The 26,238-nt window shown below is 72.6% G+C and carries 20 protein-coding genes; 9 read left to right on the forward strand and 11 right to left on the reverse strand.

Going from position 1 to position 26,238, the window contains the following annotated elements:
• Nucleotides 1-2: 2 nt before the first annotated feature.
• On the reverse strand, nucleotides 3-2,513 hold the full coding sequence (locus tag ACZ7LY_RS17590; protein WP_471625492.1) for a ThuA domain-containing protein: 2,511 nt from the start codon (nucleotides 2,511-2,513) through the stop codon (nucleotides 3-5).
• A 271-nt stretch (nucleotides 2,514-2,784) separates the two neighbouring features.
• Here ACZ7LY_RS17590 and ACZ7LY_RS17595 point away from each other — a divergent pair, with 271 nt between their 5' ends.
• From ACZ7LY_RS17595 to ACZ7LY_RS17605, 3 genes are all read left to right on the forward strand, one after another.
• Nucleotides 2,785-3,729 carry a multicopper oxidase domain-containing protein gene (locus tag ACZ7LY_RS17595; RefSeq protein WP_471625550.1) on the forward strand — a complete coding sequence of 315 codons (945 nt, stop codon included), beginning with the start codon at nucleotides 2,785-2,787 and terminating at the stop codon, nucleotides 3,727-3,729.
• A 97-nt stretch (nucleotides 3,730-3,826) separates the two neighbouring features.
• On the forward strand, nucleotides 3,827-4,618 hold the full coding sequence (locus ACZ7LY_RS17600; protein WP_471625493.1) for a VOC family protein: 792 nt from the start codon (nucleotides 3,827-3,829) through the stop codon (nucleotides 4,616-4,618).
• 73 nt (nucleotides 4,619-4,691) lie between these two features.
• Nucleotides 4,692-4,934 carry a WhiB family transcriptional regulator gene (locus tag ACZ7LY_RS17605; protein ID WP_471625494.1) on the forward strand — a complete coding sequence of 81 codons (243 nt, stop codon included), beginning with the start codon at nucleotides 4,692-4,694 and terminating at the stop codon, nucleotides 4,932-4,934.
• Nucleotides 4,935-5,501: 567 nt separating this feature from the next.
• On the opposite strand, the gene ACZ7LY_RS17610 is transcribed toward ACZ7LY_RS17605, so the two are convergent.
• The 4 genes from ACZ7LY_RS17610 to ssgD form a co-directional block, all read right to left on the reverse strand.
• Nucleotides 5,502-6,473 (reverse strand): acyl-ACP desaturase, encoded by a 972-nt coding sequence (locus ACZ7LY_RS17610; RefSeq protein ID WP_471625495.1) that lies wholly within the window; start codon nucleotides 6,471-6,473, stop codon nucleotides 5,502-5,504.
• A 94-nt stretch (nucleotides 6,474-6,567) separates the two neighbouring features.
• Nucleotides 6,568-7,344 (reverse strand): dimethylargininase, encoded by a 777-nt coding sequence (gene ddaH / locus ACZ7LY_RS17615; protein WP_471625496.1) that lies wholly within the window; start codon nucleotides 7,342-7,344, stop codon nucleotides 6,568-6,570.
• 161 nt (nucleotides 7,345-7,505) lie between these two features.
• Entirely contained in the window at nucleotides 7,506-9,125 is a 1,620-nt protein-coding gene (locus ACZ7LY_RS17620; RefSeq protein ID WP_471625497.1) for an ABC-F family ATP-binding cassette domain-containing protein, read from the reverse strand.
• 333 nt (nucleotides 9,126-9,458) lie between these two features.
• Complete coding sequence (gene ssgD, locus ACZ7LY_RS17625) at nucleotides 9,459-9,875, reverse strand: spore wall synthesis regulator SsgD (RefSeq protein ID WP_471625498.1); 417 nt, start codon at nucleotides 9,873-9,875, stop codon at nucleotides 9,459-9,461.
• A 248-nt stretch (nucleotides 9,876-10,123) separates the two neighbouring features.
• Between ssgD and ACZ7LY_RS17630 the strand changes: the two genes are divergently transcribed.
• Nucleotides 10,124-11,224: a WD40/YVTN/BNR-like repeat-containing protein gene (locus ACZ7LY_RS17630; RefSeq protein ID WP_471625499.1), complete on the forward strand. Its 1,101-nt coding sequence runs from the start codon at nucleotides 10,124-10,126 to the stop codon at nucleotides 11,222-11,224.
• Between the two features lie 102 nt (nucleotides 11,225-11,326).
• Here the strand turns inward: ACZ7LY_RS17630 and ACZ7LY_RS17635 are convergent, their stop codons facing one another.
• From ACZ7LY_RS17635 to ACZ7LY_RS17645, 3 genes are read right to left on the reverse strand one after another with little or no spacing between them, the layout of a single operon-like run.
• Complete coding sequence (locus ACZ7LY_RS17635; protein ID WP_471625500.1) at nucleotides 11,327-14,074, reverse strand: alkaline phosphatase family protein; 2,748 nt, start codon at nucleotides 14,072-14,074, stop codon at nucleotides 11,327-11,329.
• A 5-nt stretch (nucleotides 14,075-14,079) separates the two neighbouring features.
• Entirely contained in the window at nucleotides 14,080-15,444 is a 1,365-nt protein-coding gene (locus ACZ7LY_RS17640) for an ABC transporter permease (protein WP_471625501.1), read from the reverse strand.
• Nucleotides 15,441-16,430: an ATP-binding cassette domain-containing protein gene (locus tag ACZ7LY_RS17645; protein ID WP_471625502.1), complete on the reverse strand. Its 990-nt coding sequence runs from the start codon at nucleotides 16,428-16,430 to the stop codon at nucleotides 15,441-15,443. The genes ACZ7LY_RS17640 and ACZ7LY_RS17645 overlap by 4 nt, the downstream gene beginning before the upstream one ends.
• Before the next feature lie 148 nt (nucleotides 16,431-16,578).
• Here ACZ7LY_RS17645 and ACZ7LY_RS17650 point away from each other — a divergent pair, with 148 nt between their 5' ends.
• Nucleotides 16,579-17,274, forward strand: a complete 696-nt coding sequence (locus tag ACZ7LY_RS17650; protein WP_471625503.1) for an endonuclease V — start codon at nucleotides 16,579-16,581, stop codon at nucleotides 17,272-17,274.
• Nucleotides 17,275-17,316: 42 nt separating this feature from the next.
• Here ACZ7LY_RS17650 and ACZ7LY_RS17655 read toward each other — a convergent pair whose 3' ends face one another.
• Both ACZ7LY_RS17655 and ACZ7LY_RS17660 read right to left on the reverse strand, forming a co-directional pair.
• Nucleotides 17,317-18,540 (reverse strand): saccharopine dehydrogenase family protein, encoded by a 1,224-nt coding sequence (locus ACZ7LY_RS17655; protein WP_471625504.1) that lies wholly within the window; start codon nucleotides 18,538-18,540, stop codon nucleotides 17,317-17,319.
• A 92-nt stretch (nucleotides 18,541-18,632) separates the two neighbouring features.
• Nucleotides 18,633-19,091, reverse strand: a complete 459-nt coding sequence (locus ACZ7LY_RS17660) for a 2-thiouracil desulfurase family protein (protein ID WP_471625505.1) — start codon at nucleotides 19,089-19,091, stop codon at nucleotides 18,633-18,635.
• Between the two features lie 172 nt (nucleotides 19,092-19,263).
• Between ACZ7LY_RS17660 and ACZ7LY_RS17665 the strand changes: the two genes are divergently transcribed.
• The 4 genes from ACZ7LY_RS17665 (at nucleotide 19,264) to ACZ7LY_RS17680 (ending at nucleotide 25,246) form a co-directional block, all read left to right on the forward strand.
• A complete protein-coding gene (locus ACZ7LY_RS17665; protein ID WP_471625506.1) occupies nucleotides 19,264-20,421 on the forward strand; it encodes a CaiB/BaiF CoA transferase family protein in 1,158 nt (385 codons plus the stop codon).
• Nucleotides 20,422-20,429: 8 nt separating this feature from the next.
• Nucleotides 20,430-21,572 (forward strand): acyl-CoA dehydrogenase family protein, encoded by a 1,143-nt coding sequence (locus ACZ7LY_RS17670; protein WP_471625507.1) that lies wholly within the window; start codon nucleotides 20,430-20,432, stop codon nucleotides 21,570-21,572.
• Between the two features lie 47 nt (nucleotides 21,573-21,619).
• On the forward strand, nucleotides 21,620-22,834 hold the full coding sequence (locus ACZ7LY_RS17675) for an acetyl-CoA C-acetyltransferase (RefSeq protein ID WP_471625508.1): 1,215 nt from the start codon (nucleotides 21,620-21,622) through the stop codon (nucleotides 22,832-22,834).
• 240 nt (nucleotides 22,835-23,074) lie between these two features.
• Nucleotides 23,075-25,246 carry a 3-hydroxyacyl-CoA dehydrogenase NAD-binding domain-containing protein gene (locus ACZ7LY_RS17680; protein ID WP_471625509.1) on the forward strand — a complete coding sequence of 724 codons (2,172 nt, stop codon included), beginning with the start codon at nucleotides 23,075-23,077 and terminating at the stop codon, nucleotides 25,244-25,246.
• Between the two features lie 190 nt (nucleotides 25,247-25,436).
• Here ACZ7LY_RS17680 and ACZ7LY_RS17685 read toward each other — a convergent pair whose 3' ends face one another.
• Entirely contained in the window at nucleotides 25,437-26,183 is a 747-nt protein-coding gene (locus ACZ7LY_RS17685; protein WP_471625510.1) for a MerR family transcriptional regulator, read from the reverse strand.
• Nucleotides 26,184-26,238 lie beyond the last annotated feature (55 nt).

The raw sequence follows: 26,238 nt of genomic DNA on the forward strand, positions 1-26,238 counted from the left end.
GGTCAGCCCTTCCTGGCCAGCTCGTCGGCCGCCGGGGTCGCCTCGCCGCCGGTGTACGTGACCTTCCACAGCGCCGACTTGGCGTCGGAGGTGAAGAAGCCACGCCCGTAGTCGAGGACGTACAGCGCGCCGTCCGGACCGAACTTCCAGTCCATGAGGTTCTTGATGCCGTCGTTGCCGACGGGGACGATCTTCTTCAGCGACTCCGCGTGCACCGGCAGCGAACCCTCGCCGTGCGTCGCCGGGTCGGTGAGGACCGCGTCGCGCGGCTGGCCGCCGTCGTAGAAGTCGCCGACGAACCACTTGCCGTCCCAGTAGCTCGGCCACTTCCCGCTGCCCGGCGCCGACGCGTCGTAGCGGTACACCGGACCGTTCATCGCGGCCTGACCGCCGCCCTTGAGCCACGGCAGCCGGTACGTCGCCTCGTCCTTCTTGTACGACGGCACGCCGTTCGCGTCACGCGGGTAGTCGGGCGCCCCGCCCTGCGGCGAGTACCAGATGTTGTTCCCGGTGGCCGGCGGCAGATTGACCAGCCCGTCGTTGTTCGGCGACTCGTTCTTCGGGTGGTCGCAGTCGTACCAGCCGAGGGGCTTGCTCGGATCCGGCAGGTTCCGGTCGCGGTAGGGCTGCTTGTTGCCCATGCAGTACGGCCAGCCCCGGTTCGACGCCTTCGTGATCACCGCGAACGTGTCGTACTTCGCCGGGCCCCACGTGGTCGACGGCTCACCGGCGTCCGGCCCCACCCAGCCCGCGTACAGCGTGTCGGTCTTCTTGTCGACCGAGATCCGCGCCGGGTTGCGCACGCCCATGACGTAGATCTCGCCGCGTGTCTTCCCGCCGCCCTCGGCGGTCTCCTTGCCGGTGAACAGGTTCCCCTGCGGCAGCGTGTACGTACCGTCCGGCTCGGGGTGGACGCGCAGGATCTTGCCGTTGAGGTTGTTGGTGTTGCCGGCCGTGCGGCGCGCGTCCGCGAACGAGACCCCCTTGTAGTTCGGCTGCGGGTTGTTGCCCGAGTAACCGTCGCTGAACTGCGAGGAGTTGTTGTCACCGGTGGCGATGTACAGATTGCCCTTGGAGTCCCAGGCCATCCCGCCGCCCGCGTGGCAGCAACTGTGCACCTGCACCGGCCACTTGAGCAGCACCTTCTCGCTCGTGAGGTCCAGCTTGTCCGAGGCGAGGTCCAGCGTGAAGCGCGAGACGCGCCGCTCGGCCAGCTGTTTGTCGCGGTCGAGCCGGTCGTGCGGTGTGTAGTGCAGATACACCCAGCCGTTGCGCTCGAAGCCGGGGTCCAGCTCGATGCCGAGCAGCCCCTCTTCGACCTTGACCAGCTCGTCCCCGCCGCCCTTGTTGCCGAAGACGCTCAGCTCACCGGCGAGCGTGACCTTCTTCGTCCTCGGGTCCCAGACGTGGATCTGGCCCTTGCCCTTGCCGACATCGGGGTCGTTCCAGTCCGTGACGACCGGCCGCGAGGAGTCCGCGCCGCCGCGCCCGATGTACAGCACCCGGCCGTCCGGCGCCGTCACCAGGCCGTGCGGTTCGCCGATCTGGTCGTTCTGCCCGGGCTGGTTGGGCTGCGTCAGCCGCTCCGCCTTGTAGTTGCCGGTGATCGCGGCCTTGCAGTCGGCCCGCACCAGCCGGTTCGTCCACAGCAGCGCGCCACGCAGATGGTCGCGGAAGTCCGCCTCGTCGTACGAGGAGACCGTGCCGCCCATCGCGGTGTAGAAGGAGCGCCCGCCGTCGTAGTCACGGCACCAGCTCACCGGGTGGTCGGCGCCGCTCGCCCCGGTGCCCGGCTTGTACGTCGACTCGCGCACCCGGGCCACGGTGTGCACGTCGCCGGTCGGGTTCTTCGCCCAGTTCAGCCACTGGTCCGCCCGCTTCCACTGCACCGGCAGGTCCTTGGTCGCCGGGTGCTGGCGGTCGCCGACCTCGACGGTCGCCCGCTGCACGGCGGGCGGGGCGCCGGGCGCGGGCCGGGCGCCGATCAGCCCCGTGAACCAGTCCGAGTACGGCTCGGCGCGCGCCGCGTCGTGCACGCCGACGAACCCGCCGCCGGCCTCCATGTACGCCTCCAGGCCCGCTTCCTGGTCCGGGTCGAGGACGTCGCCGCCGCCGGTCAGGAACACCACGGAGTTGAACCGGCCGAGCCTCGTCGCGTCGGTGAACACCGACGCGTCGTCCGTCGCCTCCACCTTGAAGCGGCGGCCGGTGGGGCCGGTCAGGCCGATGTTCTCGATCGCCTCGATGCCCGCGTTCACCTCGGGCGGCTCCTGGGCGGCGGCCGAGCCGTAGAACACCAGGACGCGCACGGTGGAGCCGCCCGGGGGAGAGGGCAGGGACATCGTTGTCAGGGGCGGTTCGGGTGCCGGGCGGGCGCTGGCGGCGGGGCCGGTCAGCAGGCCCGCTCCGAGCGCCCCTGCGGCGAGGCCGATCGTCCACGCCCTTCGCCGTCTGTGTCTGCTCGCGCTGAACTCTCGTACGGGCAACGGTCCTTGATGCGGTGAGCGCCGCATGTGTCCACCCATTCCTCGTCGGACGCAGCTACAGCGCCGATGAAGCTAGACCTCTTTCGCCGGTTCGCCAAGAGCTATGACCGCAATGGCACGAACTTTGTCCTGACTGTGGATAAACGAAGATCCTCTGGCTACGGTGCTCGTCAGTCGGCCGGTCCCGTCGGCTCGGTCGGCTCAGGTGTGACGCGAACATCCTTACGAGGGCGAGGAGTCGGCCGTGACGCAGGACGAGAGGGCGAGCGAGCGGGACCGCCGGGCGCTGAGCCGCCGGATGCTCATCGGGGGCGCGGTGGCGGCGACGGCGGGGGTGACATCGTTGTCGATCGGAGCGTCCGCGCCCCCGGCGGCAGGCGCCGACACCCCGCCGCGCACCGCGCCCGCCGGTGGCGACGTCAGACGCATCAAGATGTACGCCGAGAAGCTGCCGGACGGACAGCTCGGCTACGGCTTCGAGAAGGGCAAGGCCAGCATCCCGGGCCCGCTCATCGAGCTGAACGAGGGCGACACCCTGCACATCGAGTTCGAGAACCTCACCGACACGGACGCCAGCCTGCACGTGCACGGCATGGACTACGAGGTCTCCAGCGACGGTACGCGCATGAACCGCAGCCATGTCGAGCCCGGCGGCACCCGCACCTACACCTGGCGCACGCACGCCCCCGGCCGCCGCAAGGACGGCACCTGGCGCCCCGGCACGGCCGGCTACTGGCACTACCACGACCATGTCGTCGGCACGGACCACGGCACGGGAGGCATCCGCAAGGGCCTGTACGGGCCGGTGATCGTGCGCCGCAAGGGCGATCTGCTGCCCGACCCCGGCAAGACGTTCACCATCGTCTTCAACGACATGACGATCAACAACAAGGCCGCGCACGAGGCGCCCACCTTCGAGGCGACCGTCGGGGACCGGGTGGAGATCGTCATGATCACGCACGGTGAGTACTACCACACGTTCCATATGCACGGACATCGCTGGGCCGACAACCGCACCGGCATGCTGACCGGCCCCGACGACCCCTCCCAGGTCCTCGACAACAAGATCTGCGGGCCCGCCGACTCCTTCGGCTTCCAGATCGTCGCGGGGGAGGGGGTCGGTGCGGGCGCCTGGATGTACCACTGCCATGTCCAGAGCCACTCCGACATGGGCATGGCCGGCCTGTTCCTCGTCAGGAAGGCCGACGGCTCGATACCGGGGTACGAGGAGCCGCACCATTGAGGGGGCCGGGGCGGCGCTCCGGAGCGGCGATTGTCAGTGGGCGGTGGAAGACTCGGTACTCCAAGGGGGCGACACCCTCGACGAGGAGGGCAACACCATGATCACCACGGAGTATGTGAACGGCGCGCCGACCTGGTTCGACCTCGGCACCCCGGACCTGGACGGCGCCGCGTCGTTCTACGAGGGCCTGTTCGGCTGGCGGTTCGTGTCGGCGGGGCCGGAGTTCGGCGGGTACGGCACGTTCCAGTACGAGGGGAAGTCGGCGGCGGGCGGCATGACCGTCACCCCGGAGCAGGGCGCTCCCGCCTGGACGGTGTACTTCCGCAGCGAGGACGCCGACGCCACGGCCAAGGCGGTCGAGCAGGCCGGCGGGACCGTCGTGTTCCAGCCGATGGACGTCGCCGACCTGGGCCGCATGGCGATCTTCGCCGACCCGGGCGGCGCCGGCTTCGGCATCTGGCAGCCGGGGACCAACCGGGGGCTCGGGCACGTCGGGGCCGACAGTGGCCTGGACTGGGTGGAGCTGTACGCACCCGATGTGGATGCCGCCAAGCGGTTCTACGGCGCGGTGTTCGGCTGGGGCGCCTTCGAGGTGGAGTTCCCCGGCGAGCGCTATACGACGGTGCATCCGGCGGGCGCCGACGAGAACGGCATGTTCGGCGGGCTCGTGCCGCTCGGTGCCGACTCGGTGGAGTCCGCGTCCGGGGCGCACTGGACGCCGTACATCCTCGTGCCGGACGTGGACGCGGCCGCCGCGCGCGCCCGGGAGCTGGGCGGGTCGGTGCGGGCCGAGCCGTTCGACGTGGCGGGTGTCGGGCGCATCGCCAAGCTGGCGGATCCCTCCGGGGCGGGGTTCGCCGTCCTCAAGGGAGATCCTGAGCAGCAGTGAGTGACGGGGGTGCGGGCCCGGGATTGATCCGGCGTTGATCGAACGTTTTGCGTCACCCGGCACCGTGGGGGTCATGCAAGCGAACACGATCCTCACGCCTGCCGGCCCCACCTGGCAGGAGCAGGCCCTGTGCGCCCAGACCGGCGGGGACTTCTTCTTCCCGGAACCGGGCAGCTCCGTCCGCGAGGCCAAGCGCATCTGCCGGATGTGCGAGATCCGTCCGGCGTGTCTGGAGTACGCCCTCACCCATGACGAACGCTTCGGCGTCTGGGGCGGCCTCTCCGAAAAAGAACGGCTCGAACTCCGTCGCGGGTAACGGGTGGCTCCGCCGGGGTCCGGGTCGCCGGGTCCGGGCGGGTGCGCTGGGGATGCGCACTACGTGCGCTATCTCCATAGGGGCCGCCCCGGCAGCCCCCGCGAACAACCGGCCACCGCCCGGAGCCTGACCACGCCCGGGTGCGCCCCGTCAGGGGCGCGGGGAACGGCGCGAGCAACCGGCCACCGGCCAGAGGATGGCCACGTACGGGTGCGCCCCGTCAGGGGCGCGAGGAACTGCGCGAGAAGCCCCACCGGCCGGAGGCTGACCAGGCACGGGTGCGCCCCGTCAGGGGCGCGGGGAACGGCGCGAGCAACCGGCCACCGGCCGGTGGATGGTCACGCACGGGTGCGCCCCGTGAGGGGCGCGGGGAACTGCGCGAGCAACCGGCCACCGGCCGGAGCCTGACCACGCACGGGTGCGCCCCGTCAGGGGCGCGGGGAACTGCGCGAGAAGCCCCACCGGCCGGAGGATGGCCACGCACCGGCGTGCCCGGGCAGGGGCGCGGGGGACTGCCCGAGAGGGCCCGCCCGGGGAACGCCGCGAAACCCCCAACCCAGCCGGAGGCTACTTCGTTCGGGACGCCATCCGCGCCTTACGAGCCGCAAGCTTCTCGTCGAACTTGGCCGCTTCCGCGTCCAGCCCGTTCATGAACAGCCCCAGTTCCTCCTGCGCCTTGAGCCCCTCGGGCCCGAGCCCGTCGATCTCCAGGACCTTCAGGAACCGCAGCACCGGCTGAAGCACGTCGTCATGGTGGATGCGCAGGTTGTAGACCTCGCCGATCGCCATCTGCGCGGCGGCCCGCTCGAACCCGGGGATCCCGTGCCCGGGCATGCGGAAGTCGACGACGACGTCCCGCACCGCCCGCATGGTCAGATCCGGCGCCAGCTCGAACGCGGACTTCAGCAGGTTGCGGTAGAAGACCATGTGCAGGTTCTCGTCGGTGGCGATCCGCGCCAGCATCCGGTCGCAGACCGGGTCGCCGGACTGGTGGCCGGTGTTGCGGTGCGAGATGCGGGTCGCCAGCTCCTGGAAGGCCACGTACGCGATGGAGTGCAGCATCGAGTGGCTGTTGTCCGACTCGAAGCCCTCGCTCATGTGCGACATGCGGAACGCTTCGAGCTTGTCCGGGTCGACGGCGCGCGAGGCGAGCAGATAGTCCCGCATCACGATGCCGTGCCGGCCCTCCTCGGCCGTCCAGCGGTGCACCCACGTGCCCCACGCGCCCTCGCGGCCGAACAGCGACGCGATCTCGTGGTGGTAGCTGGGCAGGTTGTCCTCGGTGAGCAGATTGACCACCAGGGCGATCCGCCCGATCTCGGTGACCTTGGACTGCTCCTTGTCCCACGCCTCGCCGTCGTCGAACAGGCCGGGGAAGTTACGGGCGTCGGACCAGGGCACGTACTCGTGCGGCATCCAGTCCTTGGCGACCTTCAGATGCCGGTTGAGCTCCTTCTCGACCACTTCCTCCAGCGCGAAGAGCAGCCGGGCGTCGGTCCAGTCGGTCGACGAGCCGAGGCGGGGGGAGATGACGGTCACGGGGGCTCCTGGGGGACGGAGGTACAGCGAGCGGTATTACCTACGGTGTCGTAGGTTACGTTGCCGTAGGTTAAGGCCCCGATAAAGGCCGCCTCTACGCGTACAGCTCCCGCAGCCGGACTGAGAGGCACGTCACACAGCCTTCGAGCTTCTCGAACTCGGAGATGTCCACCACAACCGGGTCATACCCGAGGTCCGCGAACAGCTCCGCGGACTTCGGCGCGCTCGCCGCCATCAGCAGCCGGTCCCCGCCGAGCAGCACCACATGCGCCCCTGCCTCCTCGGGCACCGCCAGGAACCTCGGGAACAGCGAGACCGAGTCCACCAGCGGCTCGTACCCGATGACCGTGCCGTCGGGCAGCGCCGTCACCGCCGACTTCAGGTGCAGCACCCGGCTCACCGGCACGGTGACGACCCGGGCGCCCAGCGGCTCGAACACCGCGCGCAGTTGCCGCACGCCCGCCGCGTTGGTCCGCCCGCCCCGGCCCACGTAGAGGGTGTCGCCCACCTTCAGTACGTCACCGCCGTCCAGCGTGCCCGGCTCCCACACCCAGTTCACCGAGCAGCCGAGGCGCCCCACGGCCTCCTCGACGCCGGGGATCTCCGGGCGCCGGGCCCCGGCGCCCGGCCGGGCGATCAGCGCGACGTTGCGGAAGACGACGACGGTGTCCTCGACGAAGACGGCGTCGGGGCAGGCGTCCGCCGGTTCGACCTGGAACGTCTCCCAACCGTGCGCCTCCAGGGCGGCGACGTACTCCTGCCACTGCGCGAGCGCCTTGTCCGGGTCGACCGGGGTGCGCTCCAGATGGGTGAGGAGCCCCTGCGCGACATGCGGTCCGGGGCGGCGGACGAGGGCCTTCTTGCTGGGCACGGGTGTACTCCATCGACGGTTCGGGGGATCGGGGATCGCGGATCGGGGGTTCGCGGGCGGTGCGCCCGGGGGCGTACGCGCCGGGCGGGCTCATCATGCCCAGCCCGCCCGGCGCGACGGAATCCCCCCTCACGCGGCCGACACGGCCCCCTCACTCCGCCTCACTCCTCCTCGCCCATCCGCAGCACCCGGGTGATCCCGATCGCGCGCAGGAACGGCATGTCGTGGCTCGCCACGATCAGCGCCCCCTGGTACGACTCCAGGGCCGAGGTGAGCCCGCGCACGCTCGCCATGTCCAGGTTGTTCGTCGGCTCGTCCAGCATGAGCAGCTGCGGCGCCGGCTCGGCCAGCATCAGTGCGGCGAGCGCCGCCCGGAAGCGTTCGCCGCCGGACAGCGTGCCCGCCCGCTGGTCCGCGCGGGCGCCACGGAACAGGAAGCGGGCCAGCCGCGCCCTGATCGCGTTGTTCGTGGCCTGCGGCGCGAACCGCGCCACGTTCTCCACCACGCTCGCCTCGTCGTCGAGGACGTCGAGCCGCTGCGGCAGATACCGCGCCGGGACCAGGACCGTCGCCTCCCCGGCCACCGGCGCGAGCTGCCCCGCGAGCGTGCGCAGCAGTGTCGTCTTGCCCGCGCCGTTGCGCCCGACGAGCGCGATCCGCTCCGGCCCGCGCACCTCGATCCGGCCCGGCACGCGTGCCCCGTGGGCCAGTTCGAGATCCTGCACGGTGAGCACGCCCCGCCCCGGCGGGACGGCCGTGAACGGGAGGTCGACGCGGATCTCGTCGTCGTCACGCACCGCCTCCACCGCCTCGTCGAGCCGTCCCTTCGCCTCGGCGAGCTTGCCCTCGTGCATGATGCGGTGCTTGCCCGCCGACACCTGCGCCTGCCGTTTGCGCTCACCCATGACGACCTTGGGCTCACGCTTGCTGTCCCACATCTTCTGCCCGTACCGCTTACGTCTGGCCAACTTGACCTGCGCCTCGGCCAGTTCGCGCTTCTGCTTCTTCAGATCCGACTCCGCGACACGCACCATCCGCTCGGCCGCCTCCTGTTCGGCGGCGAGCGCTTCCTCGTACGCGGAGTACGTGCCGCCGAACCAGGTGATGCCGCCGCCGCGCAGATCGGCGATCTGGTCGACGCGTTCGAGGAGTTCACGGTCGTGGCTGACGACGATCATCACCCCGGACCAGCTCTCGACGGCCGCGTACAGCCGGTGCCGGGCGGGCAGGTCCAGGTTGTTGGTCGGCTCGTCCAGGAGGAGCACGTCGGGACGGGCGAGGAGCAGTGAGGCGAGCCGCAGCAGCACGGACTCGCCGCCGGACACCTCGCCGATCGTGCGGTCGAGCCCGATGTGGCCGAGGCCGAGACCGGCGAGGGTGGCGGTGGCGCGCTCCTCGACGTCCCAGTCGTCGCCGACGGCCGTGAAGTTCTCCTCGCGTGCGTCGCCCGCCTCGATGGCGTGCAGCGCGGCGCGGGTCGCGGCGATGCCGAGGACCTCGTCGACCCGCAGGGCGGTGTCGAGCGTGACGTTCTGCGGCAGCAGCCCCACCTCGCCGGCGACCCGAACCGACCCCTCGGCGGGCGGCAGGGTCCCGGCGATCAGCTTCAACAGGGTGGACTTTCCTGACCCGTTGAGCCCGATCAGACCGGTGCGGCCGGGGCCGAACGCGGCGTCGAGGCCGTCGAAGACCTCGGTGCCGTCCGGCCAGGAGTAGGTGAGCGCGCTGACGGCGACGGACGTGGCCGCGGACGCGGCGGAGTGCTGGGGGTGAGATGACATGAGGGCCTCGCGGTGGCTCGATACGGGCGGATGCGACGCGTTCGAGACACCGCTGAGGTCACGGCCAGAAGAGAAGGGCCTGTACCGGCGGGGAGGACGGCTCACGAAGCCGAGGTCTCACACGGCGGCATGTACGCGGCTCAGGGCACGGCGGAAGAGCGTGCACGGCGTGACATGCGCGGTGTCTCAGGACCTCAGACGAGCAACGTCCTACTCCGATCGACGACAACAGAACCGTCATCGACGTTACGGGCCCCGCGAGAGGGCGTCAACGTATTTACCGCACACGCCAGCGCCACCCCGAGCAGCGGCGCGCCGGGGTTCCGCCTCGGCTCAGTACGCGTCCCGCATCAGTTCCGCGAGGTCGCCGTCCACGTCGAGGTACGCGGACTCCTCGCCGAAGGGGACCAGGTCCGTCGACTCGGCGAGGAAGCGGCGCAGTTCGCCCGAGCGGACGTGGACGAGGGCGGTGCCCTCCAGGGCGTGGAACTCCAGGACCGTGCGGTCGTAGCCGTAGGGCCGCACCCGTACGTCGCCGGAGCCGACCGTCTCGGTCAGGCCCGTCGCCAGCAGTTCGCGGGCGAACGTCCAGCACACGTCGACGCCTTCGAGCGTGGCCGGGGCGGGGAACGACATGCGGACCGCGAACGGGTCGCTCACGTCGTAGCGCAGGGTCGCGGGGATGCTGGCCATCCGCGGCGCGGCGGCGACGAGACGGGCCTCGACGGCTTGCTCGATGACGGTGGACATCGCCTGCTCCCTTGACTGCTGCTGGACGGGACCGCGGGACGGTCGTACGGCCTCGAATGAATAGACGACGGAACGGGCGCATCCGTGCACCAGAAACCGGACGGAATACGAGTGACCTCTGTCACCGGTTTCAACCCCCGCGCTCTGGACGCGGCTCCGTGACTGGGCTAGCTTCCCGCGCCATGAGGGGACAGCGGGCAAGAACGAGGTCATTGAGGTCAACGGTCACGCAGGGTTCACCGGGACGGGTGACACCGGCGGGGGCGCGGGGCACGGCCCGGCGCCGCCTGGGCGCCGCGTGCGGGGCGGTGGCGCTCGCCGCGCTGGCCCTCGGCGCGGCCCCGGCGCCCGCGAGCGCCCACCCGGCGCACTCCGCGCCCGGCTGGCGGCTCACCGACACCGGCACGGACGCCCGGTTCCGGGGCCTCGCCGCCGTCGACCGGTCCACCGCCTGGGTGGCCGGAAGCAAGGGGACGGTGCTGCGGACCACGGACGGCGGAGCGCACTGGCGTTCCGTCGCGCCGCCCGGCGCCGCCGCCGAGGCGCTGGAGTTCCGGGACATCGAGGCGTTCGACGCGCGCCGCGCCGTCGTGCTCGCCATCGGGGAGGGCGAGGCGTCCCGCATCTACCGCACGGACGACGGCGGCCGGACCTGGCAGGAGTCCTTCCGCAACACGGACCCGAACGCGTTCTACGACTGCGTCGGCTTCTTCGACCACCGCGACGGCCTCGCCCTGAGCGACCCGGTCGACGGGAAGTTCCGGCTGCTGGCCACGCACGACGGCGGCCGCTCCTGGTCGGTGCTGCCCGCCAAGGGCATGGTGCCCGCGCTGAGCGGCGAGGCCGGCTTCGCCGCGTCCGGCCAGTGCCTGGTCACCGCAGGCCGCGACGACGCCTGGATCGCCACCGGCGGCGGCGCGACCGCCCGCGTCCTGCACTCCGGCGACCGGGGCCTGACCTGGCGCGCGACGGCCTCCCCGATCCCGGCCGGCGACCCGGCGCGGGGTGTCTTCGGCCTCGCCTTCCGCGACCGCACCCACGGCCTCGCCGTAGGCGGCGACTACCGCGCGGGCGAGCCGTCCCCGAGCGCCGCCGCGACCACCACCGACGCGGGCCGCACCTGGCGCCCCTCGGCGCAGCCGCCGCCCGCCTACCGCTCCGGCGTCGCCTGGCTCGCGCACAGCCGCACCTCGGCGCTGGCCGTCGGCCCGACCGGCACCGACCTCACCACCGACGCCGGCCGCACCTGGACCACCGTGGACCCGGGCTCGTACGACACGGTCGACTGCACACGCGACGGCGCGTGCTGGGCGGCCGGCGAGAAGGGCCGCGTGGCACGCGCCCATTGACCCGCCCGCCCGCCCGCACGACAGGCGCGCCCGTCCGTCCGCACGACAGACGCGCCCGTCCCGGCAGTCCGGGACGGGCGCGCCTCGCGTCAGCGGGGGCGGCTAGCCGTCGTTCTCCGCCGAGGGGATGAACGCGCCCGGGACATCCTTCGGCGCGTACAGCTTCTTCTCACCCGGGTACGGCTTGGTCCAGCCGTGCGTCTCGTACCACGTGAAGTGGTTCATCTGCGCCGGGTTGGCGAAGTCCGGCACCGCGTGCGGGCCGGTCAGCCGCTGCTTCGCCTTCCACGCGTCCCACTGCGCGGCGAGCGCCCTGCGCTGCTGCGGGACCTTCGTCGACGGCACGGCCGCCGCCTTCGGGTCCTGCTTCGCGGGGACGTCCACACCGCACGAGGGGGGCGTCTTCAGCCCGTCCGTCAACGGCGTGCGGTTGGGCAGCGTGGTGAACGGCGTGTAGTCGGGCTTCGTCGTGAACGCCCCGGCCATCGGGGTCGCCGCGCTGTCCTTCTGGTTCATCGGGCGGACGCCGAGGATCTGCTCGATGGTGCGGATCATGGTGATCTGCGTGTAGTAGCGGCTGTCGACGGCGCCGTGCCGGGCCCACGGGCTGATGATCTGCACGGGGGCGCGATGCCCGTCGACGTGGTCGAGTCCGGCCTGGGAGTCGTCCTCGACGACGAAGATCGCGGAGTCCTTCCAGTACGCGCTGTGCGAGATCTGGTCCACGATCCGGCCCGTGGCGAGGTCGTTGTCCGCGACCTGCGCGGGCGCGTTCGCCGGGCCGCCGGTGTGGTCGCTGGAGAGCCAGAACATGTTGAGGTCGGCGGGCCCGTTCTTCTCGAAGTCCCGCTTCCAGATCTCCGCGCGGTACACGTCGGGCACGCTCGTGTCGAACTTGGCGAAGCCGGGCACCGACACGTCGTTGAGCGAGGGGATCGGCGAGGAGGACACGAGCTTGTACGCGGTGTCGTCGCCGCTCGCCCGCATGTTCTTCGCGTCGCAGTACAGGTTCTGCCAGCTCGCCCCGGACGGCTTGGTGAGGAACTGGTGGAACTCCCCGAAGTCGCGCACCGACCGGCCCGCGTCCTGCGCGCCGGTCCACAGGAACCCGGAGCGCTGGTGGCCGAGCGCGTCGTCCTCGGTGTCGTAACTGCGGGCGTACTCACCGGCGGAGGACTCCGTGTACTCCGGATCGTCCGCCTGCATCAGCCAGTTGTGGCCCTCGGCGGAGTTCGTGCCGATGTCGTACGTGTTGTCGTACAGGCCGAACTGCTCCGCCATGGCGTGCTGGTTGGGCGTGACGTTCGCGCCGAACTCCGCGAGCGCCGGGTCGCCGTTCCCCTTCGCCACGTCGCCGAAGACCTGGTCGTAGGTGCGGTTCTCCTTGACGATCAGGAAGACGTGCTTGATGGTCGACGGGTCGCCGAGCCGCGCCGGGACCGGCACCGGCTTCGCCTTGCCGTGGCCCTTCTTGACGGCTCCGTGCGTCCAGCCGTTCTGCCGGAACACCTTGGCGGTCTGCGCGCGGATCACCCGGTCGGCCGGCAGCGTGAAGTGCTGCACGCTCGCCGTCGTGTCGTGCGTGGCGTGCCCGGCCTTCGTGGTGGGCCTGCGGGCGTCGATACCGCGCGTGTTGGAGACGACGACCTGGTCGCCGGCCGTCGTGATCTCGGCGGGGAAGTAGTCGGTGGGCAGCAGACCCACGTAACTCACCGGCTCCTGCGGCGACTTGTAGCGGTAGACGGCCACGGCGTTCGCCCGGCCGAGCGTGACGAGGAGCCGGCCGTCGTCGGTGAGGGTGACCGCGTCGGGCTCGTAGCCCACGGACGCCTCGGGCCACGGCTTGGTCGAGATCGTCTGGACGACCTTGTCCTTGCGGGTGTCGATCACCGACACCTCGTCCGTGGCGGTGTTCGTCACGAACACCGCGCCCTTCTTCGCGTACACCGCCGTCGGGTGCAGACCGACCGCGAGCGAGGTCACCGCGTCGTCCGCCTTGTCCGGGTCGATGACGCTGACCGTGCCGGTGGTCGTCGCCGCCGTCTTCGGGTCGGCGGGCACCTGCGTGTTGTACGAGTTGAGGGTCGTGTCCCCGGGTTTCGCGGGCCGGCCGCCCTCGTTGCTGACGTACAGCTTGCCGTCCGCGAGGGCGATGTCGCGGGGCGCATTGCCCACGGCCCAGCTGCGGCGGATCGCGCCGGTGGCCGCGTCGAGGGCGACGACCCGGTTCTGCCCGTTGACCGCCGCGTACACGGTCGAGCCGTCAGGGGAGAACACCGGCTCGCCGACGAGCGAGTGCCGGGGCCCGTCCGCCGGGATCGGGACCGTCACCGGGGCGGACAGCGTGCCGTCGTCGGCGACGGTGAACCGGGTGTAGCCGTCCGTCTGCCCGAGCCACACCTGCTTGCCGTCGGGGGAGTACGTCGGGCCTTCCTGGCCCACGGAGTTGTTCGGGATCCGCAGATCGGCCGCCGCGTTGGCGCCGACGCGCTGGATCACCTTCCAGTTCTTCAGGTCCACGATCTCCAGGGCCATGCCGCCGTCCGTCACCGACGCGGCGAGCCGGGTGCCGTCCGGGCTGACCGACGACGACATGATCTTGCCGTCGTTCAGCACGAGCCGGTCGCCGTACGGGGCGAGGTACTGGTCGCTGGAGATCACCTGCCCGTCGCGGGTGACCTGGCCGACCTGATCGCGGCCGAACTGGTCCGTCGCCGCGAACGCGGTGCCCGCGGCGGTCAGCGCGAGGGCCGTCGCACCGGCGAGGAGCAGCCGTCTGCGCCGCCCCGCGGGCCGCGTCGCCGCCTCCACGAGCGGGGGCCGCGCACGCCTGCGGCGTGTTACCTGCATCGGAGTCATCCCTTCGAAGTGGCCTTCGGCAGCTCGACGTTGGCGTCGAACTGCCACAGCGGGTTCGGCCCGTCCCCGGTCGGGGTGCGGACCAGGAAGTAGCCGTTGACCTCCTTCGGCCCGTCGCCGTCGGCGACGAACCGCCCGTCAGCGGTGACGTCGAGCTGGTACACGGCCTGCCCGACGGCCTCGGTGCCCGGCAGATGCCAGGACACGACACACCGCCAGTCGTTGCCGGGGCCCTCGGCGGCCACCCGCGCGCTGCCCTTGTCGCAGGACGCGGTGGCGCGCAGCCGCGCCTCGGTGACGGCGGGCCGGTGCAGCTCGTCGGTCTGGACGCGGTACAGATGCGCGAACGCCGTGGCGACCGACCGCTGCACCTTGTCCTGGGTGATGCCGGAGCCGCCCGCGGGCAGCGTCGCGGCCAGCAGCGCGACGCTCGCCGCGCCGAGCCCGAGCAGCGGCAGCGCCCCCCGGGTCAGCGCGCGGCGCCCGGCGGCGTCGGCGGCCGGGTTGGTGAAGTCGCGCCGTACGAACAGGGCGTGGGCCAGCGCGGTCGCCGCCACCGCCCACACCAGCGACACGGCGACGCCGATGAGCAGCGGGCCGGTCTGCCGGGGGCTGGTGAACAGGCCGTTCCACGACAGGAACGCGTAGCCGGGCAGCGCGAGCCGCACCGACACCGGCAGCGGCAGCAGCTGCGCGAGCTGCGTGGCGAGGGCGACGAACGCGGGCAGCAGCAGGCCCATCGGGGAGCGGCCGAGCGCGACCGACCCGAGCAGTCCGACCGCCGACAGCGCGAGCGTCGGGGCGAGCGCGCACACCCAGGCGAGGAGCACCTGCCGGGCCGCGTCCGACGCGGGCAGCACATGTCCGTCCAGGCCCACCAGCGGATGGCTGCCCACGGTCATGAGGCCCCCGAGCGTGCTGGAGGCGGCGAGCCCGGCGACCAGGACGAGGATCACGGTGAGGCTCGCCAGCGCCTTCGCCACGAAGATCCGGTGCGGCGAGCGCACGGCCACCAGCAGATGCCGCCAGGTCCCGAGCCGGTCCTCCGCGGCGAACACGTCACCGGCCACCACCGACGTGACCAGCGGCAGCGCCCAGCTCCCGGCGAACCCCAGCATCACCAGCGGGCCCGCCCACCCGGTGGCGTGCATCCACCGCCCGAACAGCGTGTCCGACGGCAGGGTGCTCTGCTGCGCGACGGCCGCGACGAACACGCCCGGCACCACCCAGCACACCAGCACCAGCAGCCGCACCCGCCACTGCGAGACGAGCTTGACCAGTTCGAACCGGTAGCCGCGCCGCACCGGCACGGGCCGCGGGGGAGCGGCCACCACCCCGTCCGGTACGAGAGTGAGCGTCACGCCTGTCCCTCCTCGACCCCGGCGCCCGGACCCGGCGCGGTACGCGTCAGTTCCAGGAACGCCGCCTCCAACGGCGAGACGACCGGCGCCAGTTCGCGCAGCGCCACGCCCGCCTTCACCAGCCGCGTCACGAGGTCGTCGAGGGCCGGCTCCCGCGCGGCGACCACCAGCACCGCCGGATCACCGCTCCCCGCGCCCGAGCCCGCGCCCGCCCCGTCCACCACCCGCACGCCTTCCGTCCCGGCGGCAACGCGGCGCGCGGCTTCCGGGTCCCCGGTGCGCAGGCGGTACGCCAGGCCCCGGTCGGGCGCGGTGAGGCCGGCCAGGGGGCCGGAGAACGCGACGCGTCCGGTGGCGAGCAGCGTGACCTCGGCGCAGAGCGCCTCGACGTCGTCCATGCGGTGACTGGAGACGACGACCGCCGTGCCGGCCGCCGCGAGCGCGCCGAGCACCTCGTGCACCTGCCGCTTGCCCGCCGGGTCGAGCCCGTTCGCCGGTTCGTCCAGGACCAGCAGCGCCGGCCGTGCGAGCAGCGCCGCCGCGAGCCCGAGCCGCTGCCGCATGCCGAGGGAGAAGCCCCGTACCCGCTCGTCGGCGACATCGGTGAGGCCGACCCGCGCCAGGACGTCCGTGACGGCGCGCGCGGCGCCGGGGGTGCCGTGCAGGGCGGCGAGCGCGGCCAGGTTCCGGCGGGCCGTCAGCGACGGGTACAGGCCGGGGCCGTCCACGAACCCGGCGACACCGGCCGGCGCGGCGAGGGTACGGCCCTGCGGCACGCCCAGGATCTCCAGGGTGCCCGCGTCGGGGGCCGCGAGGCCGAGGAGCAGCCCGAGCAGGGTCGTCTTGCCCGCGCCGTTCGGCCCGACCAGGCCGTGCACGCGCCCGCGCGCCACGTCGAGGCCCACCCCGTCGAGCGCGACGACGTCCCCGAACGTCTTGGTGATGCCGCGCGCCCGCACGGCCGGCGCTGTGTCGCCGAGGTCCATCCGCTCTCCCCTCCTGGGCCACCTGGACCCTAGGGAGCGCACAAGTCCCACACAGGGACCCCGAGTTGAACGCGCCGCGAACGCGTGGCAATCGGACCGTCAAGTCGATGCAGGGTGCACCCAAGAGGGGGCGGTCTACCCTGGCAGCATGACGATCAAGGGGGCGGGGGCCGAGTGGCCCGCCGACGAGGAGGCGGCGCGCGCCGTGCAGGACGCCCTGCGCGGCCGTGTCGTACGCGACGAGCCCGGGCCCCCGCCCGGCACCGGGGCGGTCACCGGACTGGACGTCGCCTACGACGACGAGGCCGGGGTCGTCGCCGCGGCGGCCGTCGTCCTGGACGCGGGCACCCTCGCCGTCGTCGAGGAGGCGACCGCGGTCGGGCCCGTCGCCTTCCCGTACGTGCCCGGACTCCTCGCCTTCCGCGAACTGCCCGCCGTCCTCGACGCGCTGGGCCGCCTCACCGCGCCGCCCGGCCTCGTCGTCTGCGACGGCTACGGCCTCGCCCACCCCCGCCGCTTCGGCCTCGCCAGCCACCTGGGGGTGGTCACCGGGCTGCCCACGATGGGCGTGGCGAAGAACCCGTTCGGCTTCACGCACGGCCCGCTCGGCGCACAGCGGGGCAGCGCGGCCGCCCTCATGGACGGCACCGAGGAGGTCGGCCGCGCGCTGCGCACCCGTACGGGCGTCAAGCCGGTCTACGTCTCCGTCGGGCACCGCGTGAGCCTGGACAATGCCTGCGCCCACGCCCTGGCCCTCACCCCCGCGTTCCGGCTCCCGGAGACGACCCGCAGGGCGGACCGGCTGTGCCGCGACGCGCTGACGGCGGCCCTCGCCTCAGGGTGAACCCCCGCGGGAGGGCCGCGTGTCCACGGTGCGGCGCCGCGCTCAGCGCACCGCCGCCACCCGGAACGTCAGGCCCGCAGCCCGCAGCCGGTCGATCAGCGCGTCGCCCATCGCCACCGCCGTCGTGACCTGGCCCGAGACCGGCGGCAGGTCGTCGAGGGCCAGACTCAGGGCGGACTCCGCGAGCATCTTCGCCGTCTCGCCGTACCCCGGGTCGCCGCCCGCCACCTCCGTGAACACCCGGCGCCCGCCGCCCTCGCCGACGAACCGCACCGAGAACCAGCTCGCCGCCCGGCGCGCCTCGTCCGGCCCCTCGCCCGGCCGCAGCCGCCCGCCGAGCCAGCGCCGCGCGGGCGGCACCTGCGCCGCCGCGAACAGGGCGCCCACCGCGGCGACCCCGCCCACGGCCATCGGCAGCGTGCGGACGGCGGCGTAGTGGCGGTAGCGGAAGTCGGGCCCGTAGCGTTCGATGGCCCGCGCCGAACGCTGCACGATCTGCGGGTCGATGGTCGGCAGCGGCAGCGCCCACGCGCCGACCTCCTTCGCGTACCGGGGGCCCGCCGTCGGCGCGTACGCCGCGCGGCCCACCAGGCGCGGCTGGTGGCGCCGCCGCTCCTGCCGCGCCGCGAGCATCTGCCGCGCCCGCCCGAACTGACCGAGCGCCGAGGCGAACGTGCCGCCCGACAGCGCCGCGTTCGAGCGCACGTACCCGTCGACGCGCAGCGGCACCCCGGCGGGCAACTGCCGCACGGTGAACCAGGCGCCGAGGTCGTGCGGCACGGAGTCGAACCCGCAGGCGTGCACCAGGCGGGCGCCCGTCTCCCGGGCCCGCGCGTCGTGCCGGACGTAGGTGCGGTCCACGAACTCGGGCTCGCCGGTGAGATCCACGTAGTCGGTGCCCGCGTCGGCGCAGGCCGCGACCAGGTCCTCGCCGTACTCCAGATACGGGCCGACCGTCGTCGCCACCACGCGCGCGTAGGCGGCGAGGGCGCGCAGCGACGCCGGGTCGGCGACGTCCGCGTGCACCAGCGGCAGCACCGCGCACGCGGGATCGATGCCGGTCAGGCGCTCCCGCAGCCGCTCCAGCTTGGCGCGGTCCCGGCCCGCGACCGCCCAGCGCAGCCCCTTCGGCGCGTGGGCGGCCAGATACTCCGCCGTCAGCGCGCCCACGAAGCCCGTCGCCCCGAACAGCACGACGTCATAAGCCCGTTCGGCGCGGCCGCCCGTGTCGCCGCCCGTCTTCTCCGCCTTGCCCGGCCCGTCCATGAGACCCCTCGCTCCGCGTCGCCGCCGTTGTCGGTGGCCGAGGCTAGCGTGTGCCGGGGGCGCGCCGGGCAGGGGGCGTCCCCGGACCGCGCTCAGACGTCCGACGCGGGCCGGACCGTGATGCCGACGCGCCCGAGCAGCGCCGCCGTCACCCCGTCACCGGGCACCGCCGCCCCGGAGAACGTGCCGTCGTACACCGCGCCCCGCCCGCACGAGGGGCTGCGCGGCATCAACAGCGCCTCGGAGCAGCCGTGCCCGCGGGCGACGGCCAGCGCCTGTTCGGCCCCGGCGACGAACGCGGCGGTCACGTCCCGCCCGGTGTCCTCCACGACCCGCGCCGTCCCGTCCAGTACGTCATGGCCGTCGCCGCCCACGATTTCGGCGGGCCCGCGCGGGGTGGGGAGCCCGCCCGCGACCTCCGGACAGAACGACACCACCCGCTTGCCCGCGACCTCGGGCCGCGCGAGAACCGACTCCTCGTCGCCCTTCGCCCGCCCGTCGAACCGGCACGGGACACCCCGCAGACACGCGCTGACCAGGATCGCTTCCATGCCGCCAGCCTAGGCCGTGCCCAGGTCCCGCCCAGGTCGTACCCGCTACGTCCCGCCCGCCCCGCACACGATCCTTACTGAGCGCTTGCTCGCCAGGTCTTGTGCTCACTGGAACGGGTTCTTAGCATCGCTGGTGTTACATCAGTTGTGTCACAGACTGGGGGCGGACCGGATGACCGTGGCAGGAACGCAGGGCGGGGGCCGCGAGCCGGGCCCGCTCGCCGGGGTGCGCGCGGTGGAGCTGGCCGGGATCGGGCCCGGGCCCTTCGCCGCGATGCTCCTCGCCGACCTCGGCGCCGATGTCGTCCGCGTCGACCGCCCGGGCGGCGCCGGCCTCGGCATCGACCCCGCGTACGACATCACCAACCGCAACAAGCGGTCCGTCGTCGTCGACCTCAAGGCCGCCGACGGCGCCGAGCGCGTCCTGCGCCTGGTCGAACGGGCCGACGTGCTCATCGAGGGCTACCGCCCCGGCGTCGCCGAACGGCTCGGCGTCGGCCCCAAGGAGTGCCACGCCCGCAACCCGCGCCTGGTCTACGGCCGCATGACCGGCTGGGGGCAGGAAGGCCCCCTCGCCCCGCGCGCCGGGCACGACATCGCCTACATCGCGCTCACTGGCACCCTCGGCATGATCGGCGCCCCCGGCGAGCCGCCCACGGTCCCCGCGAACCTCGTCGGCGACTACGCGGGCGGCTCGCTCTACCTCGTCGTCGGCGTCCTCGCCGCCCTGCACCACGCGCGCGCCACCGGAAGCGGCCAGGTCGTCGACGCCGCCATCGTGGACGGCGCCGCCCACCTCTCCGCGATGATCCACGGCATGCTCGCCGCCGGAAGCTGGCAGGACCGGCGCGGCACCAACCTCCTGGACGGCGGCTGCCCCTTCTACGGCACCTACGAGACCGCCGACGGCCAGTACATGGCGGTCGGCGCCCTCGAACAGCAGTTCTACGACGAGTTCATGCGCCTGATGGGCCTTGCGGACACCGCCTCCGCCCGCGCCGACCTCGGCCGCTGGGACGAGCTGCGCGACGCCGTCGCCGCCCGCTTCAAGGAGCGTACGCGCGCCGAGTGGACGGCCGTCTTCGACGGCTCCGACGCGTGCGTGGCGCCCGTCCTGTCGCTGCGCGAGGCGCCGGACCACCCGCATCTCGCCGCGCGCGGCACCTTCGTCGACCACGGCGGCCTCACCCAGCCCGCCCCCGCCCCCCGCTTCTCGGGCACCCCCACCGCCGTCCGCACCGGCCCGGCCCGCCCCGGCGCCGACACCGAGGCCGTCGCCCGCGACTGGGACGTGCCCGCCCTCACCGAGCCCGCCACGAAAGGCAGTTGATCACCAGCATGGAACGACGCCTGTTCAGCCCCGAGCACGAGGCGTTCCGCGAGACCGTCCGCACCTTCCTCGCGAAAGAGGTCACCCCCCACTACGAGCAGTGGGAGAAGGACGGCATCGTCGCGCGCGAGGCCTGGCTCGCCGCCGGCCGCCAGGGCCTGCTCGGGCTCGCGGTGCCCGAGGAGTACGGGGGCGGCGGCAACGCCGACTTCCGCTACAGCGCCGTGCTCGCCGAGGAGTTCACCCGCGCGGGCGCCGCCGGGCTCGCCGTCGGCCTGCACAACGACATCATCGGCCCCTACCTCACCTCGCTCGCCACCGAGGAGCAGAAGCGCCGCTGGCTGCCCGGCTTCTGCGACGGCTCCCTGATCACGGCCATCGCCATGACCGAACCCGGCGCGGGCTCCGACCTCCAGGCCATCCGCACCAGCGCCGAGGACAAGGGCGACCACTGGCTGCTCAACGGCTCCAAGACGTTCATCTCCAACGGCATCCTCGCCAACCTCGTCGTGGTCGTGGCGAAGACGACCCTCGACGGCGGCGCCCACGGCCTGTCCCTGCTCGTCGTCGAGCGCGGCATGGAGGGCTTCGAGCGGGGCCGCAACCTCGACAAGATCGGCCAGAAGTCCCAGGACACGGCGGAGCTGTTCTTCCACGACGTACGCGTCCCGAAGGAGAATCTGCTCGGTGAGCTGAACGGCGCGTTCATCCACCTGATGACGAACCTCGCGCAGGAGCGCATGGGCATCGCCGTCGCCGCCATCGCCGCCGCCGAACACCTCCTGGAGATCACCACGGAGTACGTCAAGGAGCGCCACGCCTTCGGGCGCCCGCTCGCCAAGCTCCAGCACATCCGGTTCGAGATCGCCGAGATGGCCACCGAGTGCGCCGTCACCCGGACCTTCCTCGACCGCTGCATCGAGGACCACTCGGCGGGCACCCTGGACGCCGTGCACGCCTCCATGGCCAAGTGGTGGGCCACCGAACTGCAAAAGCGCGTCGCCGACCGCTGCCTGCAACTGCACGGCGGCTACGGCTACATGACCGAGTACCGCGTCGCCCGCGCCTTCACGGACGGACGCATCCAGACCATCTACGGCGGCACGACCGAGATCATGAAGGAGATCATCGGCCGCTCCCTCCTCGCCTGACCCACCCCTCGTCACCTCGTAGTTCCGCTGCTTCGAAAGGCACCTCCGTGACCACAGACGCGTACGTCTACGACGCGATCCGCACCCCGCGCGGCCGGGGCAAGGCCAACGGCTCCCTGCACGGCACCAAGCCGATCGACCTGGTCGTCGGCCTGATCCACGAGATCCGCGCCCGCTTCCCGGGCCTCGACCCGGCCGCCGTCGACGACATCGTGCTCGGCGTCGTCGGACCCGTCGGCGACCAGGGCTCCGACATCGCCCGCATCGCGGCCATCGCCGCCGGGCTGCCCGACACCGTCGCGGGCGTGCAGGAGAACCGCTTCTGTGCCTCGGGCCTCGAAGCCGTCAACCTCGCCGCGATGAAGGTCCGTTCGGGCTGGGAGGACCTCGTCCTCGCGGGCGGCGTCGAGTCGATGTCGCGGGTGCCGATGGCCTCCGACGGCGGCGCCTGGTTCGCCGACCCGATGACGAACTTCGAGACCGGCTTCGTGCCCCAGGGCATCGGCGCCGACCTCATCGCCACCATCGAGGGCTTCTCCCGGCGCGACGTGGACGAGTACGCGGCGCTCTCCCAGGAGCGGGCCGCCGCCGCCGTCAAGGACGGGCGCTTCGAGCGGTCCGTCGTGCCCGTCAAGGACCGCGCGGGGCTGACCGTCCTCGACCACGACGAGTTCCCGCGGCCCGGCACCACCGCCGACTCGCTCGCCAAGCTCAAGCCGTCGTTCGCGGACATCGGCGACCTCGGCGGCTTCGACGCGGTCGCGCTCCAGAAGTACCACTGGGTGGAGAAGATCGACCACGTCCACCACGCGGGCAACTCCTCCGGCATCGTCGACGGCGCCTCCCTCGTCGCCGTCGGCTCCCGCGAGGTGGGGGAGCGGTACGGGCTCACGCCGCGCGCCCGCATCGTCTCCGCGGCGGTCTCCGGCTCCGAGCCGACCATCATGCTCACCGGCCCGGCGCCCGCCACCCGCAAGGCGCTGGCCAAGGCCGGGCTGACCATCGACGACATCGACCTCGTCGAGATCAACGAGGCGTTCGCGGCGGTCGTGCTCCGCTTCGTACGGGACATGGGGCTCAGCCTCGACAAGGTCAACGTCAACGGCGGCGCGATCGCGCTCGGGCACCCGCTGGGGGCGACCGGCGCGATGATCCTCGGCACGCTCGTGGACGAGCTGGAGCGGAGGGACCTGCGGTACGGGCTGGCGACGTTGTGCGTGGGGGGCGGGATGGGCATCGCCACGATCGTGGAACGCGTGTAGCTCCGCCGGTTTCGTCGCCGGGTGCGGGTGCGTGGGGCTTCTCGCGCAGTTCCCCGCGCCCCTGGAAGCGGGGCTTCGCCCCTGCTTCCCCCGATGGAGGTCGCGCACGCAGTGCGCACCGAAGGGGCGCGGGGAACTGCGCGAGCAACCACGAACCACCCGCACCCGGCGACGCACCCGCACCCCCCTTCCCCGTAGCCGCGCACAACCCCGCCGCACAAGACATCACGGAGACACGACATGACCGCCAGCTCCACCATCCGCTGGGAACAGGACGACACCGGCATCGTCACCCTCGTCCTCGACGACCCGAACCAGTCCGCGAACACCATGAACCAGGCGTTCAAGGAGTCCATCGCCGCCGTCGCCGACCGCGCCGAGGCCGAGCGCGACTCCATCCGCGGGATCATCTACACCTCCGCCAAGAAGACCTTCTTCGCGGGCGGCGACCTCAAGGACATGGTCAAGGCAGGACCCGAGGACGCCCAGGCCGTCTTCGAGACCGGCATCGGCATCAAGACCTCCCTGCGCCGCATCGAGACCCTCGGCAAGCCCGTCGTCGCCGCCATCAACGGCGCGGCCCTCGGCGGCGGTTACGAGATCGCCCTCGCCAGCCACCACCGCGTCGCCCTCGACGCCCCCGGCTCCAAGATCGGCCTGCCCGAGGTCACCCTCGGCCTGCTCCCGGCCGGCGGCGGCGTCACCCGTACCGTCCGCCTCATGGGCATCGCCGACGCCCTCCTCAAGGTGCTGCTCCAGGGCACCCAGTACACCCCGAAGCGCGCCCTCGACAACGGCCTGGTCCATGAACTGGCCGCCACCCGCGAGGAGATGCTCGACAAGGCCCGCGCCTTCATCGACGCGAACCCCGAGTCGCAGCAGCCCTGGGACAAGCCGGGCTACCGCATCCCGGGCGGCACCCCCGCCCACCCCAAGTTCGCCGCGAACCTCCCGGCGTTCCCCGCCAACCTGAAGAAGCAGCTCAACGGCGCCCCCTACCCGGCGCCCCGCAACATCCTCGCCGCCGCCGTCGAGGGCTCCCAGGTCGACTTCGAGACCGCGCTGACCATCGAGGCCCGCTACTTCACCGAGCTGGTCACCGGGCAGACCGCGAAGAACATGATCCAGGCGTTCTTCTTCGACCTCCAGGCCGTCAACTCCGGCGCCAACCGCCCGAAGGGCATCGAGCCGACGAAGGTGCGCAAGGTCGCGGTCCTCGGCGCCGGCATGATGGGCGCGGGCATCGCCTACTCCTGCGCCCGCGCCGGTATCGAGGTCGTCCTCAAGGACGTGTCCGCCGAGTCGGCCGCCAAAGGCAAGGGCTACTCCGAGAAGCTGTGCGCCAAGGCCGTGCAGCGGGGCCGTACCACCCAGGAGAAGGCGGACGCGCTGCTCGCCCGCATCACGCCCACCGCCGACCCGCAGGACCTCGCGGGCTGCGACGCGGTCATCGAGGCGGTGTTCGAGGACCCGGCGCTCAAGCACAAGGTGTTCCAGGAGATCCAGGGCATCGTCGCGCCCGACGCGCTGCTGTGCTCCAACACCTCCACGCTGCCCATCACGGAGCTGGCCGAGGGCGTCGAGCGGCAGGCCGACTTCATCGGGCTGCACTTCTTCTCGCCCGTCGACAAGATGCCGCTGGTGGAGATCATCAAGGGCGCCCGCACCGGCGAGCAGGCCCTCGCCCGCGCCTTCGACCTCGTACGGCAGATCAACAAGACGCCGATCGTCGTCAACGACTCGCGCGGCTTCTTCACCTCCCGCGTCATCGGCCACTTCATGAACGAGGGCATCGCCATGGTCGGCGAGGGCATCGAGCCGGCGTCGGTCGAGCAGGCGGCGGGCCAGGCCGGCTACCCCGCGAAGGTGCTGTCCCTCATGGACGAGCTGACGCTCACGCTGCCCCGCAAGATCCGCAACGAGAGCAAGGCCGCGATCCTGGAGGCGGGCGGCACCTGGGACACCCACCCCGCCGAGGCCGTCATCGACCGCATGATCGACGAGTTCGGCCGCACCGGCCGCAGCGGCGGCGCCGGGTTCTACGAGTACGGCGAGGACGGCAAGCGCGCCGGGCTGTGGCCGGGCCTGCGTGAGCACTTCACCAAGCCGGGAACCGAGATCCCGTTCGCGGACATGCAGGAGCGCATGCTGTTCGCGGAGGCCCTCGACACGGTCAAACTGCTCGAAGAGGGCGTGCTGACATCGGTCGCCGACGCCAACATCGGCTCGATCTTCGGCATCGGCTTCCCGGGCTGGACCGGTGGCGTGCTCCAGTACATCAACGGCTACGAGGGCGGGCTGCCCGGCTTCGTGGCCCGCTCCCGCGAACTGGCCGAGCGGTACGGCGACCGGTTCCTGCCGCCCGCGCTGCTCGTGGAGAAGGCGGAGAAGGGCGAGACCTTCACCGACTGACCCGGCCACCTGCGCCCTCGGCCGGCGGGAGGCGGCCCCCTCAGCGGGGCGGTCTCCCGCCGGCCCGCGCGCGTCCGGCCGCTCGTGCCGCGTCGGGCCGCTCGTGCCGCGTAGGGCCCGCTCGTGCCGCGCCGAGGCCGCCGGCGCCCCGAAACCGCCTCCACCCCGAGGCGGGCGCCGTCGGTGCCGCTCAGCCCCCCTGGTGGAACGCCTGCCGCAGTTCCTCGCTCAGCGACCGCTGGAACGCGGTGACCAGTGCCTGCGCCACCAGCGGCTGCATGTGCGCGGACAGCGACTTCATCGCCGCCAGCCGCTCGGGGTCCGCCTCCCCGGCGGCCTCGCGCCCCCACACCTCGTCCTGGAACAGCCGCGACAGCTCGTGCGCGGCCTGCCGGGTGTGCCGCAGCAGGATCGTGCGCGCGGCGAGGATCGCCTCGTGCTCGATCGGCACATCCAGCAACTGCGCCCCGAGCCGCAGCAGCCCCACGTCCACCCGGTAGCGGTCGTCCTCGTACCCGACGACGATGCCCATGGCCGTCAGCCGGTCCACGTCCGTGTCCGACAGCGCCCGCCCGGCCCGGCGCTCCAGCTCCGCGCGGTCGAGGTCCTCGGCCGCGTCCGGCGCCCAGCTCGCCACGACCGCCCGGTGGATGGCCAGATCGTGGGCGCTCAGATCGGCCGGCAGCTGCTCCAGGTAGCGTTCGATCGCGGCGAGCGTCATGCCCTGGTGCTGCAACTCCTCGATGAGCGCGAGCCGCGAGAGGTGGTCCTGCCCGTAGTGGCCGACCCGGCGCGGCCCGATCACCGGCGGCGGCAGCAGCCCGCGCGTGCTGTAGAAGCGGATCGTGCGGACCGTGACGCCCGCGCGCGCGGCCAGTTCGTCGACGGTCAGGGTGGGTCCCGGCGCCGCTTCGGCGCCGTCGATGTCCGTCGTCATCTCCGCCTCGTGATCGTGCCGGTCCAGTGCAACAGTATTGCTGACACACCGAAGT

The sequence above is a fragment of the Streptomyces sp. NPDC107550 genome, assembly GCF_055639095.1.

Excerpts from the sequence above, each read along its gene's own strand:
- ACZ7LY_RS17635 (WP_471625500.1), bottom strand. The coding sequence starts at position 14,074 with ATGCAGGTAACACGCCGCAGGCGTGCGCGGCCCCCGCTCGTGGAGGCG.
- ACZ7LY_RS17650 (WP_471625503.1), top strand. The coding sequence starts at position 16,579 with ATGACGATCAAGGGGGCGGGGGCCGAGTGGCCCGCCGACGAGGAGGCG.
- ACZ7LY_RS17590 (WP_471625492.1), bottom strand. The coding sequence starts at position 2,513 with ATGCGGCGCTCACCGCATCAAGGACCGTTGCCCGTACGAGAGTTCAGC.
- ACZ7LY_RS17600 (WP_471625493.1), top strand. The coding sequence starts at position 3,827 with ATGATCACCACGGAGTATGTGAACGGCGCGCCGACCTGGTTCGACCTC.
- ACZ7LY_RS17665 (WP_471625506.1), top strand. The coding sequence starts at position 19,264 with ATGACCGTGGCAGGAACGCAGGGCGGGGGCCGCGAGCCGGGCCCGCTC.
- ACZ7LY_RS17680 (WP_471625509.1), top strand. The coding sequence starts at position 23,075 with ATGACCGCCAGCTCCACCATCCGCTGGGAACAGGACGACACCGGCATC.
- ACZ7LY_RS17685 (WP_471625510.1), bottom strand. The coding sequence starts at position 26,183 with ATGACGACGGACATCGACGGCGCCGAAGCGGCGCCGGGACCCACCCTG.
- ACZ7LY_RS17595 (WP_471625550.1), top strand. The coding sequence starts at position 2,785 with ATGCTCATCGGGGGCGCGGTGGCGGCGACGGCGGGGGTGACATCGTTG.
- ACZ7LY_RS17620 (WP_471625497.1), bottom strand. The coding sequence starts at position 9,125 with ATGTCATCTCACCCCCAGCACTCCGCCGCGTCCGCGGCCACGTCCGTC.
- ssgD (WP_471625498.1), bottom strand. The coding sequence starts at position 9,875 with ATGTCCACCGTCATCGAGCAAGCCGTCGAGGCCCGTCTCGTCGCCGCC.
- ACZ7LY_RS17655 (WP_471625504.1), bottom strand. The coding sequence starts at position 18,540 with ATGGACGGGCCGGGCAAGGCGGAGAAGACGGGCGGCGACACGGGCGGC.
- ACZ7LY_RS17605 (WP_471625494.1), top strand. The coding sequence starts at position 4,692 with ATGCAAGCGAACACGATCCTCACGCCTGCCGGCCCCACCTGGCAGGAG.
- ACZ7LY_RS17645 (WP_471625502.1), bottom strand. The coding sequence starts at position 16,430 with ATGGACCTCGGCGACACAGCGCCGGCCGTGCGGGCGCGCGGCATCACC.
- ACZ7LY_RS17660 (WP_471625505.1), bottom strand. The coding sequence starts at position 19,091 with ATGGAAGCGATCCTGGTCAGCGCGTGTCTGCGGGGTGTCCCGTGCCGG.
- ACZ7LY_RS17670 (WP_471625507.1), top strand. The coding sequence starts at position 20,430 with ATGGAACGACGCCTGTTCAGCCCCGAGCACGAGGCGTTCCGCGAGACC.